Raw genomic sequence first — 18,150 nt, 5'->3', positions numbered from 1 at the left:
AAATGGCATGTGAAATACCGTAAAACAACCAGTCGATACAGTGGCAAGCAACACTTTACTGTAACGACACAAAAGGGTTTTCACTTCACTTGATAGGTCATAGGTCGAAGGAAAACGAAATTTAGTCAAACAGGAACAAAAGGCAAACGATGTTATGGTAACTTCCAACATTAAAACACCCGGCGTGTACATTGATGAAGTCAATGCCTTCCCTAACTCAGTGGTCCCCGTAGCAACGGCGGTACCTGCGTTTATTGGTTATACACCAACGGCTGAGTATCAGGGCAAGTCTTACTTCAACAAAGCACAAAAAATTACCTCATTCGCTGAGTTTCAGTCTATTTACATGAACGGTAATCCGCCACCACCGGCAGATCCAGCCACGCAATATAGCCCTGAATACTATTTAGTAGAACAAAAAGAAAAGCCAACCACTGGCGATTATTTGATGATCTCCGGTAGCTATTATTCAATAGTTCCCGATCCAAGCAGTATTTATTATCTGTACAACAGTGTGCGTTTATTTTACCAAAATGGCGGCGGCGATGCGTATATCGTGTCTATAGGAACCTACGGCCCTTCGTCTGGTAAAGCGGGTACTGTTGGAGAGCAAATTGTTAACCCCAATGTTCAGCTCAGTGACCTAAAAAATGGGTTAGACCTACTGCAATACGAGCAGGAACCAACAATTTATATCTGCCCTGAAGCGACGTTGTTATCTGTTGCTGATAACGGGACTTTAATGCAAGAAATGTTGTTGCAAGCAGGTTCAATGCAAACAGCGGTGTGTATGTTCGATGTTATTGGTGGCAATACACCCGATCCAATTACCTATACCAACGATATAGAAACGTTCAGAAACAATACCGGTTCAAACAGTTTGAACTATGGCGTTGCTTACTACCCGTTCATTGGCACGACTATTATGCAATCGTCAGAGATTAACTACACCAACTTATTTGGTGGTGACGTTAAGCAGTTAGAGCCTTTGTTAAACCCAGCATCCGCGCCAAATCCAACGGCTTCAAAAATCATTTCTATGATTGAAGCCGATGATGGCTCAATGACCACTTCGCAGCTTAATGCTGCCTTGTTGAATGCTTCTCAAACTTATGCACAGATTGTTAATCACGTATTGACCGATGCTAACTTGTTACCACCAAGTGGCGGTATGGCGGGTGTTTATACCGTCAATGATAATGTGAAAGGTGTATGGGGCGCGCCAGCTAACACAAGTATTGTTGGTGCATCGACATTGCCAATTCGCTTGAATGATACGCAGCAGGCAGGTTTGAACGTAGATGCGGTGTCAGGTAAATCAATTAACGCTATTCGCTTTTTCAATGGTCAAGGTATTTTAGTATGGGGCGCACGTACGCTCGATGGTAACTCTCAGGATTGGCGTTATATATCAGTACGCCGCACCATGACCTTCTTAGAGCAATCCTGCAAATTGGCTGCTCGAGCGTATGTGTTTGCAGCAAATGATGTTAACACTTGGGGAGCTGTTAAAAGTGAAATCGGCAGCTTTTTGATGAGCATTTGGAAAGAAGGTGGTCTGCAAGGCTCAAAAGCGTCAGATGCGTTTCAGGTTGAGTGTGGTTTAGGCACCACCATGACTAGTGACGATATTCTAAACGGTTTTATGAAAGTGTCGGTAAAAGTCGCGATTACTCATCCAGCCGAATTTATTGTGATCTCATTCGAACAGGAAATGGCTAAGTCAGGCTAATAAGCAGCGCTGAGGTAGTTATGTTTAACCAAATTAGAGAAAAATATAAGGGGAAATACCATGGCAGATGACGGCAGCAAAGAAGGCAGCACGTGGCCAATGCCCAAGTTCCGTTTCGAGGTCGACCTTGGAACGGAACTGCAAAAAGTGGCTTTTCAGGAAGTCTCAGGAATGGACAAAGAAGTTCAAGTGATTGAATACCGTCACAGTAATAGCACGTTGTTCTCCACTATCAAAATGCCAGGTATTGCTAAGTACGGCAATATCACTATGAAACGCGGCATCTTTGTAAATGACAACAATTTCTGGAAGTGGATGGATGAAATTGAAATGAACACGATTAAGCGTCGCACGGTGTTGATCAAATTGCTTGATCAAGATGGTAAAACCACCATGCAATGGCAGCTTAATAATGCTTGGCCGACCAAAATCACTGGTACAGATTTGAAGTCGGATGGTAATGAAGTAGCCGTTGATACGTTAGAAATAGCGCATGAACAGTTGATTGTGACCAATGGCTCATAATCTACAAACCAGCTTTTACTTCAGCGTTTCAATCTCAGGGATGAGCAGCAGTGATGCTGCTTTTCAAGAAGTACTGGGATTGAGCAAGGAGTTGGGGAGCGAGGATGTGGTGTGTGGCGGTGAGAACCGTTTTAAATACCGTCTACCCACCATAACAACCTTTTCAAACCTAGTACTCAAACGAGGTGTGACCACTGATGAGTCTTCGTTAATCGCTTGGGTAAAAGATACGCTGGACGACGGCTTAGCGAACCCCATTCAAACCAAAGACATTAAAGTGCGGTTATTGGATGAACAGGGCAATGTCAGTATGCAATGGGATTTCATAGCAGCTTATCCGGTGAAGTGGTCAGCAAGCGATCTGAAGTCTCAAGATGGTGAGGTATTTATAGAGACACTCGAGTTTTCCTACCGATATTTTGAAGTTGAAGACAGTCGCTCACCACAGATGGACCTGTACGCATAGCTTGTACTAGGAAAAACAGTAGCTAGAGGAGTCACAGCATGGCCGTTGAAATCAGAGAGTTAGTAATTAAAACCGCGATTCAAAGCCACAAAGAAACATCGCGACATGAGCTTACAGAACAGCAGTTACAGCATTTAAAACAACAAATTGTACAAGAGTGTGTAAAGCAATTAGGCCTTAAACAGCGGCAAAAAATGTTAGAGCGTTAAGGCATTATTTAAGCACGGAGATCAAGGTGTGGGTAGTTTAAAAAAAATGCGCATAGTCGCTTATAGCGATGAAAAATTTACCTCTAAGGTAGATGAATATGTGGTGATGCTTAATCCAGAACAAATCAAGCTGGACCGTAGCATTAATTACAATGAAGAGCAGGCACCAGACTCTGGGAAGCTTTCTTCAAAATATCGCTCCACGCCCGGTGAAAAACTGAGTTTTGATTTGGTGATTGATTGCACAGGTGTGGTTGACTCCACCCGTACCAACATGCCAACCGAGCTAAACCAATTGCAAAAAGTGGTGTACACCTATAATGGAGATATACACCGCCCAAACTATGTCACCGTATACTGGGGACAAGGCCTGTCGTTTCAAGGCGTACTTACTGCGTTTGATACCAACTACACCTTTTTTAAGCCTGATGGTACCGCGCTACGTGCCAAGGTTTCATTGAACTTTACCTCTTATTTAGACCCATCTACCGCAGCACAAGAAGAAGACAAAAAGTCACCTGATCTAACCCATTGTATCGCGGTTGTCGACGGAGACAGCTTGCCACAAATCAGTCAGCAGGTTTATCAAGACCCTGACTTGTATGTGCAACTTGGTGCATTTAATCAGTTAAATAAACTAAGAGATATAAAAGCAGGGAGTGTTTTGAGTGCACCTCCATTACGTAGTCAAGGAGAGCAAGCATGAGCGATAGCAGTAATGGTGGTGTAGCCACCTTAGCAATTAAATCGCAAGGGTCAGCAATTCCAGATACGGTGCAAGTACACAGTGTCGTGATCAGACAAGATATCAATCGTGTTGCTTGTGCCACCATAGAAATACTCGATGGCAGTCCTTCGAAAGAAGGCTTTGCCGTCAGTAGTTCTAGCACCTTTGTGCCTGGCAATGAAGTCAGTATTGCCTTGGGGTATGACGGGACCAACAGCACTGTGTTTACAGGCATAGTGACAAAACAAACGCTACAGGTTAATCCAGGTGTTGGGCCTTTGCTACAGGTGGAGTGCCGAGACAAGGCAGTAAAAATGACGGTTGGGCGAAAAAGCTCAGCCTATCAGCAGAAAAAAGACAGTGACGTTATGAGCACTTTGATTGGCCAGTACAGCCTAAGTGCCGATGTGTCGAGTACATCCGTTGAGTTACCTGAATTGGTGCAATATTACACCTCCGATTGGGATTTTTTGCTCAGTCGAGCTGAAGTAAATAGTATGGTGGTTAGCACCATTAACGGCAAGGTGTCGGTGTTTTCGCCAACGGACGATACCAGTTCAGTCATGACGGTGACTTATGGTGACGACCTTTATCATATCAATGTCCAGCTCAATAGCGTAACCCAACTAAGTGAAGTTAAATCGAGTGCTTGGGACGCAAAATCACAAGCCGTTATTTCAGCAACTAGCAGCAACTCAGTGGCGGGGCCGGGTAACTTAAGTAGCAAAAAGCTGGCCGAAGTGGTGGGGTTGTCTGAATTTGAACTGCAAACCACAGCAGCGGTTGATAACGAAAACCTGACTCAATGGGCCAAAGGACAAATGCTCAAAAGTGAGTTATCAAAAATCACTGGTGATGCCCGCTTTCAAGGCAGCGCAAAGGCGCAAGTTGGCAAATATCTCACACTTGCGGGTATGGGAGACCGCTTTAATGGCGATCATTTTATTTCCAGTGTTGAACATGACTTTTCTGACGGTAACTGGTTTACCACAGTGGAGCTTGGATTGTCCCCGATTTGGTTTGTACAAGAGCATGATGTGATGGCACCTGAGGCCGCAGGCCTGTTACCAGGAATTGGTGGACTATATAACGGCACCGTTAAGAAAATTGACGAAGACCCAGATAATGCCTATCGAATTTTAGTCGAGTTACCCTTTTATAACGATGAAGGGAAAGGGGTGTGGGCCAGATTAACCAACTTTTACTCCAGTAGCGGCTGTGGCGCGTTCTTTTTACCAGAAATTGGCGATGAAGTGATTGTCGGCTTTCTAAATCAAGACCCTCGTTTTCCTATTATTATCGGCAGTGTCTACAGTGAGAATCGTAAGCCTTACAGCGAGCTAACCCCTGATTCGCAGAACAGCAAAAAAGCCATCGTTACCAAGAGTAATTTGCGGATCATTTTTGACGATAAAGAAAGCATTCTTACCATCACAACCGATGCTAACAATACCATAGTGTTGGATGATAAAAGCAAGCAAATCAAGATATCAGATCAAAATGAAAACAGCATATTGATGAGTGAATCAGGCATCGATATCAAAAGCCCCAAAAGCATCAATATTCAGGCTGATCAGTCGGTCAATATTAAAGGGGCAATGGGCGTTAATGTGCAGGCCGAATCAGGTGATGTAAAAGTATCTGGGCTGAATGTCAGTGCAGAAGCTGACGTGCAATTTAGCGCTAAGGGATCTGCTACGGCAGAGGTTCAAGGTGGTGCAGAGCTGACGCTCAAAGGCGCCATTGTGATGATTAATTAATAGGACGAACTTATGCCTCCAGCAGCTAGACTTACCGATTTTCATGAATGTCCAATGGTGACGCCAGCTGTTCCACCTATCCCACATGTGGGAGGGCCTGTTGTAGGGCCTGGGTGTCCAACCGTTTTGATTGGCAAATTACCCGCTGCAAGAGTAGGCGATATGCTGGTTTGTGTAGGGCCACCGGATAGCATTATTAAAGGTTCAGCAACCGTACTTATTGGCGGTATGCCAGCGGCGCGTATTGGTGACAACACCGCCCATGGCGGCTCCATTGTGGTGGGGGATTTTACTGTGATGATCGGGGGCTAATTTATGAGTAATAAACCTACATCGGCACAACAGAGCCAGTTTCTAGGGCGCGGTTGGCAGTTTCCGCCAACGTTTTCCAGCGTCTCTAACCAGGTTGCAATGAACGAAGGTGAAAAAAATATTAATCAGTCGATAGACTTGATACTAAAAACACGTCGTGGCGAGCGTAGTTTATTACCCTATTATGGGAGTCAACTGAGCAACTTTTTGTTTCGCTCTCAAGATGCCACGCTCAAGGAAGAAATTGCAAAGTCAGTACGTTATACACTGCTCAATGATGAACCCAGAATTTCGGTAGACGATGTGATAGTCAGCTACACGACCGGTAGCGAATCTCAAGTAGTGATAAGTGTGGTATACACAGTTAAGCGCACCAACACACGCCATAACCATGTATTTCCATTCTCGATCTTAGAAGGGACCAACTTGGCTGTGAGGGCGCAAGGTGCATAATCGGCTCGACTTTGTAACCATGCAGGCGCAGCTTAATGCTCGCTTAGATCCTAGCTCTATCGCGTTAGATGGACGTGATATTCGCGATCGCCTCGCATTTGTTGCATCTTTGTCTGAGTTAATAGTGTTTTACAATGAACAAAACCAGCCCGCGGGAGACTGGCGCGCAGTAGTGCTAAAAGACCCAGTGATATTATTAGCGGTGATCAGCAAAACCGCGTATCAACCTATGTACTTTAGGTTTAATCAAATAAGCAGCTCTTTAGAGAAGATCAAACATTGGCTAAGTCAGCAAAATGACAGTGATGAAGCGCAAACGCTCAACTTGCCGCCAAACTTAAATAATCACTGTATATCGCAGTTATTTTTGGTCATCGATCAGATCTTTGAGGCCATCAATAGTTGGGCGGAATATTTAGAACAAAGTACTATAGAATTTGACTTACGCAGCTATATTCTTCAGCAGATCACAGGCACGCTAGGCCAGCAGTTATGGCAACGCTTGGCACTACAAGACTATTTATCAAATAATCTAACTGGATGTGTCCCCAAGCCCAGTGCTGCACGCTTTGAAGACTTTAACCCAAATTGGTTCACCAATAAACGCATCAAAAATACCGCGAACGTACAAACTCCATTAGAGGCCTTATCGAAACTTGAGCAGATATATCAGCAAATTTATCGTTTCTTTGTACAGGTGATCCAAAGCGCAAAACCAGCCTTTTACGAGATGGTGGTAAAGCAAAATGACTTTCCTGATACCAGCCTAATCATCGTAGCAAATCAGTTGTTGGAATATTCACAGCAAGAGTTTAATCAGTACGCCCAAAAGCATCTAGATTTTTATTATAAGAGCTTATTAAAACAAACTCCCGCTCAAGCACAACCAGACTACACCTACTTGTGCTTAGTATTAGATAAATCAGTTGCAAGTTATGAATTAGCACAGGGAACCGCTTTTACCGCCGGTATATATCCAGATAAATCCCCAATATTATTTGCAACGACCGCACAAACAGAGCTAAACCAAACCTCAATTGTTGGTATGTATGGAGTGAGTTATTGCCCAACCGGTAATTCTGGCCATGACAGCCTGCAATACTTACAAACATTCGCTGATAGTACCCTAGTTCGAACTGATCAGACAGGGCGGGTGTTATCTAGTAACTGGTTTGCCAGTGGGCAAGGAGAGACTGTTCAGCAGGGGTTTGCGCTTGCCAGCGATATGCTGTTTTTAAACGCAGGACAGCGCTCAGTTACACTGACCTTTAGCTTTGCCAATGACATTGTGCTGGCTGATTATGAAAATGCGCGGGTTGCAGTATCAGGTGCCAAAGGGTGGTTGGACGTTTTACCTTTTAATCCTGCAAAGCTTGTTAATCCCGTTAGTTCAGCACGTTGGTCTTCACCTAACAGCAAACAGCTACAACTTATCTTAACTTTTAGCCCCAGTTTTGCAGCGATAACAACATTTACAAAGCCTCAACAAGATTACCCTTTGAGCATGCCTTACTTTAAGGTGATGTTGCCCACGAGCGTTGACTTGCAATCACAACCGCGCTTATTGAATATTACCATTAATGTTGCAGTACAAGACAGCGAACTGCTGGCCCCAAGTAATGACAACGGCCTTTTAACGAACAACAAAGTGATGTACATACTTGGTACCCGTCCACAAGTTGACAGTCACTTTTACCTTAGCTATCCAGAAGCGTTTGCCAAGCCAGTAACATCTCTCAAAGTACGTGTTGATTGGGATAATGTTCCCGATGATTTCAGTGTTTATTACAGCGCTTACAACGACTATATTCAGCATAATGGTACTGGGGTAGGGGGTGCTGTTGCTTATACAAACACCGTATTTACGGTTGCATGGAGCACACTGCAATCTGCTGGTTGGCAAGATGCTCAGGTGACACTCACTTTACCAGCAGATCTGATGCCACCTCAGACAAAAGCTAATGAGAATGGCCCTAGTGAAGCAGCCGATTTAACAAAACGTACCGAACCTACCTTGGGCCTAGACTTTGAAGATAAGCACTCATTGTCTGCGGTGAAATCTGACGAACTTTCAGCCACGGATAGTGCATCGACTGAATCTGCTGCCCAGAACGACGATGGAGAGCACGCTGATAGTGATAATAGTGCTGTACCTGTACAAATTAGCGATGGCCTATTTACGCAGGAACTTGGAGAATCAAGCAAAATTATCAATGCTAAATCGAGTGAGTTTGTCTTTACACTGCCAACAACATTGCAATGTGCAAATGTCAGCGCAACAGACACTGCTAGCAATAAAAACCCAAGCTTGAGAATGACACTCAAGGGGCCGACACAAGGCTTTGGGGATCAGCTTTATGGCTCTGTAGTAAACAATGTGAGTTTAAACAATGCAAAAACGCTCATAGGTTTGTCGGGGATATTTGCGATTATCACTAAGGTGTGTAACTCGGTGGCGCAACTATTTGGTTCTGACAAAGGTAAAATGAAGCCAATGCCCAACCCCCCTTTACAGTTACAAGCCAAGCGCGTAGCGATGACTTATGAGGCACAGCAAACCATTGACTTTGCATCACCCTCGGTGACATTACAGCAAGGTTTTGCACTGCAACATATTGGCCCTTGGCAAACCTATCAGTATTTTAGCCAGTTGGCTGGGCAAGCCGAGCCCAGTGTTGATGAACGAGCTTTGCAACTACAGCCACAAATGCCCGCTGTACCCACTTTACAATCTATACAGCAATCAGAATCGAATACCCAGCAAGGCTTGGCGTTATATCAGGGGGTGAGTCAACCTGCACTGAGTTTATACATACAACTTGCGCAAGTTGCGCCGCCATGCAGGCTCAGTATGTTCGTAGAGTTGGCACAAGACATAAGTGGCGATTTTCAGCCTAATCAGGTTGATATTTTTTACTGGAGCGTAACAGGCTGGAAGGCGGCGAATGTGTTGGAGGATGAAACCCGAGCGCTGACTCGCTCAGGCATTATTGAATTAGACTTGATGCAAGATGTAGCGTTAGATTCACCATTGTGGCCAAAGCCTCAAGGAAAAACCACAAATACCACTTGGTTGATGTTGACGCAACGAACTCCCAGAACAGTGCAGTGCGTGTATTGCAACACGCAAGCAGTTAAAGTACAGCGCTGTAAGCCAATTTCTTTACCACTTGGGACTGTACCGAGCGTTGCGGCGGAACAAATCACAGCCCCAGCATCCAAAATCGCTGCTATCAGCAAAGTTACACAACCATTTGCTTCCATAGTGGGAAGCGCAGCCGAAAATACCAGTCAGTTTGAGCAACGAGTTAGCCTGCGACTAAAGACAAAAAATCGAGCCTCCAGTGACTGGGACTACTGTATGCTTGCGCGCCAAGCATACAACGGGGTCTTTTATGCTAAGTTACTGATCAGCGATAAAGCGGGCACGGTAACGCTTGGCGTTGTTCAGCATTATACGTCGCCAAAGCAAGCCAATGCGTTCACTCCGGTCATGCCCAAAGCGTATCAATTACAAATTACTGATTTTTTGACGGCCAAAGTTTCAGCGATGACGCAAGTCAAGGTATGTAATTTAGCGCATGAGACAGTCGTTGTTACGGCTGAATTGGTGGTGAGTAAAGACGCCAATATTAATGATTTAAACTTAGCGCTAACGGCTGGGGTAAATATTTATTTAGCGCCTTGGATAGACGCCAAACAAGCACAATACTGTTTAAATAGCGGCTTGAGTAAAGCGGGTTTAGCTGCATTTATTGCCAGCTATAAAGAGGTAGAGGCGATTCAAAGGTTGGATGTATCACCCCAAGCTGTCGCGGTTAGTCCACCCAATTCTAAAGAGGTCAAGCCTGCGAGCACACTAACCTCATTGCAAACCGATACGATTAGCCCAAGTACAGACAACGCCATTTTTGTGCCCGCTAGCAAACACAACTTTTCGTTTATCAGGGCCATCAGCGAAGCAAACCCTAGTGATAAAAATAGCGCTGAACAAGCTGTGACACTACCTATGAATACGTTGTTGGAGGTGAGTGCATGAGTGACACCACAACCACCTCGCTAGATAGTTTAGTGCATCAAAACAGCATTAGTGCTGGGCCATTGCCCAAGGCACTACAATTTACTTTTTTAAAAAATACTGGCATTGATGCACTCAAATCTTTGGCCGGGTCTACATGGAGTAATTACAACGACAGCGACCCCGGCGTTACGATTTTAGAGCAAATTGTGTTCGCGCTTACTGAGCTTGGGTATGTGAATACTTTTGATATTGTCGATGTATTGACGCAACCTGACGGTAGCATTGATTATCAACAACAGTTCTACGCTATAGACGAAATTTTAACGACCGGCCCAATTACCACAGACGACTATCGTAAGCTCGTGGTCGATTGCATTAGTGACATAAATAATATGTATTTGCAGCCAGTAAGTTTGCAAGGGCAACTTACGGGGCTATATCAGGTATGGATCTACGCACCTCATTTACTGACGCTACAAAATATTGCACCGCAGACACAGCAAACGCTTTGTACTGCGGTTTATCAGTTGCTAAACAAACATCGTAACTTAGGTGAATACTTTTTAATGCCACAAATTCTGCGCAAAAATACAGTGACGCTCAGTGGTGAAGTATTACTCACACAGGATGCAGATCCCGAACAAGTGCATCTGAACATTATACAGGCGCTTAGTGACTATGTTAGCCCACAGGTGAAAAAAGCGGGCTATCAACAGGCGAGAGCACAGGGCGAATCGGCACAGCAAATATTTGAAGGGCCTAGATTGCAAAATGGCTGGATGCTAGGTGACAACCCTCTAGGTACCAAACGCAGTGTGATCCAAAAAGTTGAGTTAATCACCTTGATAAGCCAGGTAAGTGGTGTAGCTGCCGTTGAGTCGTTCAACTTGAATGCACATGCTGATGTTCAATCGGTTCACATAGCGGAGGATGAAATTGCACAGTTAGAAACTGGGGAAGATTTTACACTGATCCAACACCAAGCACCGCTTAATATGCAACCTTGGCAGCAGACCAACTTACTGTCGCAAATAGAAATGCACTGCCAAAATCAAAGTATTGCAGCTCAGGTAGATTTAACCCCAAAAACGCCAACGGGCCGTTATCGTGATATTGAAAGTTACTATTCAATTCAAAATACCTTTCCTAATGTCTATGGAGTAGGTATTAATTCGATTGAAATGAATTCTGTTGAAGTTAACTCGCCCGAGTCAGACGTTTCTGCGCACAGTATTGCACAGTCTCGGCAGCTAAAAGGCTATCTGATGTTGTTTGATCAGGTGTTGGCAAATCAGTTTTCACAATTGGCTAATTTAAGCAATTTGTTCACGTTTGGTTTTGATATTGTTCCAACCTCTCAACAGCAGTTTTATCAACAAAGCGCTACAGAGAGTACACCTGTACCGCCAGCGATTCCAAGTCAGAGCTTTATTCGTAGTTATTTTTATCAGCCCTTATATGACGTACCGGATGTGCAGGCTTTGTTAAAAGGTCAGCAGCAATATCAATTTTTCTACCCTGATGACCCCAGTGACACCACACAAAGAAATGCACTGGTGTGGCAGCGCTTCAAAGATGACCCATTTAATCAATACAATCATGGTCTCAGTGAAGTGATCGAAAACCAACTGGAGGCACAGCTGCGTCGGGATACGATGTTGAGTCACCTGCTTGCACGACAGGGGGAGCCTGCAGATTTATATGATGACATCATAGATGCGTCTCAGTGGTATGGCAGTCGGTTGCAAACCCGTATTATTATTAAATCAATTTGGTTGCAAAATTTACAGCAGTTAAGCTACCGCAGAGCACAGGCGTTACAATTTGCTTTGGCGCAAGTTTTACCAACGCCGGGGCGCTATCGATTGAGTTTTAATGATTACAAGCAATTGATCGCCAGCAAAAGTAATGATTTTGGCAAGATCATCAGCGGCGTGTATCAGCAAGGGTTTAGTAATAAAGGCCAACTGGCCAAGATGATAGCTTCCTTACTTGTGAAACAACTTGCAAAACACACCAAAGCCAAGGGCAATCAAAGCAAAATAGACACCAGTAAAGTCCTACAACAAAGCCGTACCTTGGCAAGAACAATACCACTGATAGATGGCAATCAACTGCTACTGGACAATTCTCAACAGCGGCTGATGCTGGATGGCCAATATGATACGCAGGCGTTAGATGCCTATGGAAAGCTCACTAAACAAGACTTTTCGAACTTTTCAGTATTTGAATTAAAACTAGATTTATTAATGGGCTTTGCCGTTCATCTGCGCACGCTAGCGGCGGCATTGGTAACATTGATCAACGACCCTGACTTTGTAACTTGGCTGGGCCAAACTCCAGTCGTTGCAAACGCTGATGAACCGTCACAGCCTGTGCAAGGGTCATTCAATATCGATGATATTGTAGCTGAACATGGCACTGATACGCTGAAGATAAGCATCAGCGATCAGCAGGTTATGATTTTACCTAACCCTGCAACTTCTTGGCAGGTTACTAACATACAGCAATATATTGACCAAATGGCTTGGCTGAGTGGCTACAAAAAAGGCGGCTTGCTCATCGAGCATACTTTATTACAAAGCGCTGCGGTGCAGCTCTCATCGCAAAATGCAGATGATGATGATTGGTATTATCTGGCATCCTCCTTGGTGCTGCCTGATTATGTCACCTTGGTTAATCAACCGAAATTTATTTACTTTATTCGCGCTATTCAACAGTTGCATTGGCCAAGCCACGTCACACTTAATTTGTTAACTGCCAATGTGACTCAATTGGGTGATTTGATCAGCAATTATTGTCGGTGGTTTAACCAACGGCGGCTAATTGAACGCCAGCCAAGCGAGGGGGCGCAAACGGCGCAGCAGGCATTATCGGATGGACTAAAAGATAAACTACAGTTACTCACACAGGTGTCCAATGATGCTATCTAAACACATGATAGGTCAGTGTCAGTGGCAGACCAGCTTTGACGACCAAAGCAATGTAACACAGTTACAAGATTCTCTAAGCCAGTGGAGTAATCAGATATTACCAGACGTTCTTAATAGTGTGTTTGAACGTTATTGCCCAAATGGTCAAACATGGCGAATTGAACGACTACATATCGACTTGGGGTCGTTAACACTCAGTGAACTGGATACTCAGTTACCAATAAAAGTAGCTGCAGCTGTCGAACAAGCGTTACTTAATTTGTTACAGCAGCATAGTCGTGACTCAAGCAGTAAAAGCAACAAGCTAACCATCGTTAGACAAGATGAATCTGAATTAGCACTATTGCGCTGGTTTTTACTCTATGGTGTAACACCATGGTGGGTGCTCGGCAATAATAGTCCCTTACATATTGTTGATTCACAAATGAGTCAACAGCCCAACGCGGTGGCATCCCTGATCCGTGATGTAGGTCATGCAGAAGCAGTTAGACGACGCATTGTTTGGCAATGGGGAGAAGCCAGAACTCGTAAAACCGTACAGATACTTGAGCCATGGAACGCACAATTTATTTGTAGTTATGCGGATAATATCTTACTAGCGCAGCGTCAACCACAAAGCCCTATTCCTCAAGATAGTCACCTGCAAACTCATTTATGGTATTGGATTTTAACGCATTTATTGGTGGACAGAGGGACTCTATTTAATACTTCCCAATTTGTGCGAGCAACGCTTTGGCAAACAGCACAACATTACCAAATCTCATTTTACGACTTGCTGGAGCAGCTCAGCTCTGTAGCTGAACACATGCAAGAAGCAGGGTTAGTCGCACCGCAATTTTTGCAGGTGTTGGTAGGTATACAACACAGTGAACAGCAACAACTAAAAGCGTCATCTAAGGTAGATGATGGCACTAACTTGTGGTCATTATTCTCAAAGTTGTTACACGCCAAGCAGGCAAGTGTCCAACATCAAAGCCAAACCTATTACTTAACTGAGTTGTTCGTCAGACTTGCACATGTTGAGCCCAGTAAAATGGCGCAAGTTCTTAAACAAGAAGGACAGGCAGAAGCTGTTCGGTTACATATTGTAAAGCAGTTTAATGAGCAGCAACTGATCCATATTGTGGAAGTGGTCGCGCCTCATGATAGCCAGTTTATTTTGGCTCATGTGTCACACACTCAAGCCTTGCTTAAGCAACAACATTTAGACCCAGCGCTTATTTGGCGTGTTTTGTTGGCTTATTTGTTTGTAAATCGGGGCAGTTACTTTAATCGTAGGCAGTTTGTACACAGCACTCTATCTGAGGTAAGTCAGCATTTTGGCGTTGAATACCATTTCATTTTGCTTATGTTACAACAAACCACCAGCATGCCAAGTAAAGCGGGGCAGCAATACGAACTATTCACTATTTTGGCTGACCTACAACAGCATCAGGCTAAACAAGCTCGGCACAATGATGCACTTTGGCTGCGACACTATCGGTCACTTATTGATGCGCAGACGCAACAACATTCAACACAACATTCTCCCTTGTTAGGGCAATTTGCCTCGCTGAGCTGGCAACAAGCCATTCGTACCATGATCATGGTACGTCCACTTAGCAGCCCTCGTTCACTGTTTACACTACTAAAGAGCAGCCATTTAGGTGTATCGCAACGTTACTCGCTCGCTCAAAAATTAGTGGCAGCGATGGCTGCTTCGAGCTTTGTAACGTTAAGTGACATTAAACATTTATTGAGTGCGCTGTCACCTGAACATGGGTCATCGTCGATACAACTGATAACAGTAATGCTTGATTGGCAAAAACATGGGTTGATGCCTTGGAGCGCACATACCAGCTCGTTAATACAGCTTCTAGAAAGTGTTGTATTTAGCTTGCTTCACAAGCCACAAGTACACAGTATTGAACAGTGGTTTATGCAAACCACCCGCGCTATAGCACAGCGTTTTACATTGTCTCACCGCGCACTATTACAACAAATGTGGTCAAACGCACAGCACGCTAACCAGTTGTCTTATCAGACACTAGATAATCATTTAACGCAGTGCCTGCAAAGCGCTTTGAGTAGCCATTTAACACAGCCGTTCGTGGTAGAGCCAGACAATGACATGGTGCCAACGCATGTGATCTATGCACCATTAAATTACTACCAAATCAAAGCACTCAAGGCGTTAGCAACACGCTTTAAATTACCTGTACACATGGTGCTAAAACTAAGCGCCGATTTTGTTTGTAAAGGGGACTTACAACTTAGCCTAACAGCAGCCACAGGCTTTTGGGAATATAAAAATTCTCAGTTTGTAGGCAAGCTTGCCTATTATCTAGCAACTCATTTTGCTCTGCCAGTTCTATCTTTACAGCGCTACCTAGCGATACAGTTGATAAGAACAACAGCACTGGCCCAAAGCATACGGCAACTACAACCCTTCAGTGCTAGTGGTATCTTTATAGGGGTTAAATCCATCGTAACTCCTTCGTTTGCAAAGTCCGATATACCTTTACATGAGTTGCAACATACTTTGTACAGGACAAAGCGAAACGCTCTTAAACGCAAAGTACGAGTACTTGCGGCTAAACAGACAGCCCCTGTCGGTGTGTTGACAATGAAGCGTCAACCTTCAACACCGTTAATCATTAAGTCGGTAGCTTTGTCGGTAAATTCAGCACACACGCTGAATGCACAGGCCTATGTCGCAACAGCCAGTGGTACAGTACAAAACTTGGTTGAACCGCAAGCGCGACAGGCTGTTAGAAAAACAGTTGGACATCTTCATAGCTTGCCTTCTCAGTCAATGTCCGAACTGTTGGCAAGCTTGTTAGACATGCGTGGCGCAAACCGCGCTTTTACTAATGGTTTAGGCCTAATAGAAAATCACAAAAGTCTACTTGATTGGCTATTAAACCCCTTTGATACAGCGACCAAGATGCGCTGGCTATATCGGTTATATGAAGTTTGTAAGCCAACTAAGCAAGCAGCTATCAAGCCCGCTATAGCGCTTGATCGTGACCAGCTGGTCGAAGTGGTGATTAAGCGATTACGTCAAGAAGAGGCTAAATTTGCGGTAATGATGGTGCAAAAAGTTGTTGCCATGGATACCACTGCAGGGCATTTTGAAACGTTATTTCAAAGCTCATTGATACGTAAGTGGCTAGCGCCTCAACTTCCAACGATGTGGCAAAACCTAAATGCTAGCGATAAATGGTGCCAGCAATTACAAACTTGGTTATGTAATGCGATTGAAGAGGCCGAAGGTCGTAGCGATTTGTCTAGGCTTGGTCAATTCAGCGGCCGAAAACACGATATACAACAGCTCAAAAAACTGTTTTGGCAATTGTTGGCTCAACATTTTGATACAACGCTTACTATTTCAGTGAGTTCTCTCAAAGCCGCAATGTTATCCACCGAGCACATTAGCCAACTGGTCGCCACACTAATATTGAAATGGAGCCAGCAACACGCAGTAAATTTAGCGCAAGGGGTTGCGGGGTTTGAACGCTATGCGATAGCTCATAAACAGCATTTTATTGAGTCTAACGCATCGTTAGAGCGTATTTTAAATATTCTTAAAGGTGTAACGCATCAGGGCAGTTTTCAAGATATTGCCGAGAATTTATCGGCTACAGATAAAGAGCAACTGGGTAAGCGCGTAGCACAGTCTACAGTTAACTCGCCTAGGCCACAGAGCAAAGCGCAAAATGAGCGCGTAATAACCGCCAATACGGCCATTGCCGACTCTAATGGGGCGCATTTTGAAAAGGCAAGGGCAAGCGAATGGATACAAGACCTTAGCGGGGTATACCTTAATCGCACAGACATTAGCGCCATTATGTCGCACTGGCTCACTCAGGGAAGTCGACCACATTTTATCGCCCAACAAAGTACCTTCAGTGGTGCACGACTCTTAGATGATATGCAATTACACAAGCCTAAGTTGTGGTGCGACATCGTGCTGCCGCTACTTGGAAGTGAAGTTATTGTGGCCCGAATTGCTAATCACATCTCCTTAACTGTGCTGCTTGATACGCTCAGTCGAGCAGATAAGTTACCTCAATCAAACAGTAATATGCTTAATGAAGTATTGCGTTTGCTCAATATATTTACTCGTTTTGGCCTTAAGCTTAGCGCGCCAGAGTGTGAACAATATATGTTGCTTTGTTTGCTCAATAGTTTAGCAAAAAATGACTTAGCAGAGCTGAGTGCTGAATCATTATTGCATTCTATATGTTGGCTATTGATACAGCGTCAGGTGTGTAGTGTTGAAGAGCTACTCAAGGTACTCAATCATGATGACCTACCTAACTTTACATATCTGATGAATGCGCTCAATGAATTACGAAACCAGCTAGCGCGCTACCAACATACTACAAAAAGGCCATTCGATAACCCTGCTTTGCAATATGAAACGCTCGAACGTGTGCTATGTGAAAAAGCCAGCAAAGAACCTGAGCAACCCACCGAGTTTCCTATGAGCGTACCAAACGCGGGGTTGGTATTGATCCAAAGTTTCATTTGTCCCTTATTTGAACGCCTAGGCCTAGTCAGTGATGACAAGTTTGTTAGTGAAGAAAAACAGCGGGCGGCCATTCACTACTTACAGTTTTTAGTAACAGGGCAAAGTACCACAGAGGAGCATCATTTGATTTTAAACAAGCTGCTGTGTGGTCATGGCGTTACACACCCTGTTGAGGCGGGTATTACGCTCTCACAAAGTGAAATAGATACCATACACAGCTTAATAGAAGCGGTGTGTAACTATTGGCCTGCAATAGGCAAAACATCGATAGATGGATTTAGAGGAAACTGGTTGGTGCGCAGTGGCACCTTAACCGAAGCACAAGATCATTGGGATTTGATAGTCGAAAAACGCGTGTATGACATTTTGATCAGCCGTTCACCGTTGTCGTATTCGATAGTCAAGTTGCCTTGGATGGAAAAACCGATTTACGTAACTTGGCCAACCTAGTTGGTGATGTATCCCAAGGATGTAATTCACATTGATTGAGACAATA

11 protein-coding genes are annotated in these 18,150 nt (G+C 44.2%); all 11 read left to right on the top strand.

What is annotated here, in order from left to right; all coding sequences use genetic code 11:
* The first annotated feature begins 154 nt into the window (after positions 1 to 154).
* The 11 genes from HG263_RS07025 to HG263_RS06975 are packed head-to-tail and all read left to right on the top strand — an operon-like array spanning position 155 to position 18,104.
* Complete coding sequence (locus HG263_RS07025; RefSeq protein WP_171625358.1) at positions 155 to 1,732, top strand: phage tail sheath family protein; 1,578 nt, start codon at positions 155 to 157, stop codon at positions 1,730 to 1,732.
* 60 nt (positions 1,733 to 1,792) lie between these two features.
* Positions 1,793 to 2,257: a phage tail protein gene (locus tag HG263_RS07020; protein ID WP_070986053.1), complete on the top strand. Its 465-nt coding sequence runs from the start codon at positions 1,793 to 1,795 to the stop codon at positions 2,255 to 2,257.
* Complete coding sequence (locus HG263_RS07015; protein WP_171625357.1) at positions 2,247 to 2,723, top strand: phage tail protein; 477 nt, start codon at positions 2,247 to 2,249, stop codon at positions 2,721 to 2,723. The genes HG263_RS07020 and HG263_RS07015 overlap by 11 nt, the downstream gene beginning before the upstream one ends.
* A 38-nt stretch (positions 2,724 to 2,761) precedes the next feature.
* Positions 2,762 to 2,932, top strand: coding sequence for a DUF5908 family protein (locus tag HG263_RS07010; RefSeq protein WP_171625356.1), 171 nt, complete (start codon positions 2,762 to 2,764; stop codon positions 2,930 to 2,932).
* 28 nt (positions 2,933 to 2,960) lie between these two features.
* A complete protein-coding gene (locus tag HG263_RS07005; RefSeq protein ID WP_216628383.1) occupies positions 2,961 to 3,638 on the top strand; it encodes a CIS tube protein in 678 nt (225 codons plus the stop codon).
* Entirely contained in the window at positions 3,635 to 5,419 is a 1,785-nt protein-coding gene (gene vgrG, locus HG263_RS07000; protein ID WP_171625355.1) for a type VI secretion system tip protein VgrG, read from the top strand. Before HG263_RS07005 ends, vgrG begins: the two co-directional genes overlap by 4 nt.
* A gap of 12 nt (positions 5,420 to 5,431) precedes the next feature.
* Positions 5,432 to 5,731 (top strand): PAAR domain-containing protein, encoded by a 300-nt coding sequence (locus HG263_RS06995; RefSeq protein WP_171625354.1) that lies wholly within the window; start codon positions 5,432 to 5,434, stop codon positions 5,729 to 5,731.
* A 3-nt stretch (positions 5,732 to 5,734) separates the two neighbouring features.
* Entirely contained in the window at positions 5,735 to 6,184 is a 450-nt protein-coding gene (locus HG263_RS06990) for a GPW/gp25 family protein (protein ID WP_171625353.1), read from the top strand.
* Positions 6,177 to 10,223, top strand: coding sequence for a baseplate J/gp47 family protein (locus HG263_RS22665; RefSeq protein ID WP_171625352.1), 4,047 nt, complete (start codon positions 6,177 to 6,179; stop codon positions 10,221 to 10,223). The genes HG263_RS06990 and HG263_RS22665 overlap by 8 nt, the downstream gene beginning before the upstream one ends.
* Positions 10,220 to 13,138 (top strand): baseplate wedge protein, encoded by a 2,919-nt coding sequence (locus HG263_RS06980; protein WP_171625351.1) that lies wholly within the window; start codon positions 10,220 to 10,222, stop codon positions 13,136 to 13,138. The genes HG263_RS22665 and HG263_RS06980 overlap by 4 nt, the downstream gene beginning before the upstream one ends.
* On the top strand, positions 13,125 to 18,104 hold the full coding sequence (locus HG263_RS06975) for a contractile injection system tape measure protein (protein WP_171625350.1): 4,980 nt from the start codon (positions 13,125 to 13,127) through the stop codon (positions 18,102 to 18,104). The genes HG263_RS06980 and HG263_RS06975 overlap by 14 nt, the downstream gene beginning before the upstream one ends.
* Positions 18,105 to 18,150: the final 46 nt, after the last annotated feature.

This window comes from Pseudoalteromonas caenipelagi (assembly GCF_013140855.1).
GTDB lineage: Bacteria > Pseudomonadota > Gammaproteobacteria > Enterobacterales > Alteromonadaceae > Pseudoalteromonas > Pseudoalteromonas caenipelagi.
The sequence above is the reverse complement of the archived record's forward strand: the minus strand, read 5'-3'. Positions and strand labels throughout refer to the sequence as shown.

Coding starts and splice junctions, on each gene's coding strand:
- HG263_RS06990 (WP_171625353.1), top strand. CDS start 5,735: ATGAGTAATAAACCTACATCGGCACAACAGAGCCAGTTTCTAGGGCGC.
- HG263_RS06980 (WP_171625351.1), top strand. CDS start 10,220: ATGAGTGACACCACAACCACCTCGCTAGATAGTTTAGTGCATCAAAAC.
- vgrG (WP_171625355.1), top strand. CDS start 3,635: ATGAGCGATAGCAGTAATGGTGGTGTAGCCACCTTAGCAATTAAATCG.
- HG263_RS07010 (WP_171625356.1), top strand. CDS start 2,762: ATGGCCGTTGAAATCAGAGAGTTAGTAATTAAAACCGCGATTCAAAGC.
- HG263_RS06975 (WP_171625350.1), top strand. CDS start 13,125: ATGATGCTATCTAAACACATGATAGGTCAGTGTCAGTGGCAGACCAGC.
- HG263_RS07020 (WP_070986053.1), top strand. CDS start 1,793: ATGGCAGATGACGGCAGCAAAGAAGGCAGCACGTGGCCAATGCCCAAG.
- HG263_RS07025 (WP_171625358.1), top strand. CDS start 155: ATGGTAACTTCCAACATTAAAACACCCGGCGTGTACATTGATGAAGTC.
- HG263_RS07015 (WP_171625357.1), top strand. CDS start 2,247: ATGGCTCATAATCTACAAACCAGCTTTTACTTCAGCGTTTCAATCTCA.
- HG263_RS06995 (WP_171625354.1), top strand. CDS start 5,432: ATGCCTCCAGCAGCTAGACTTACCGATTTTCATGAATGTCCAATGGTG.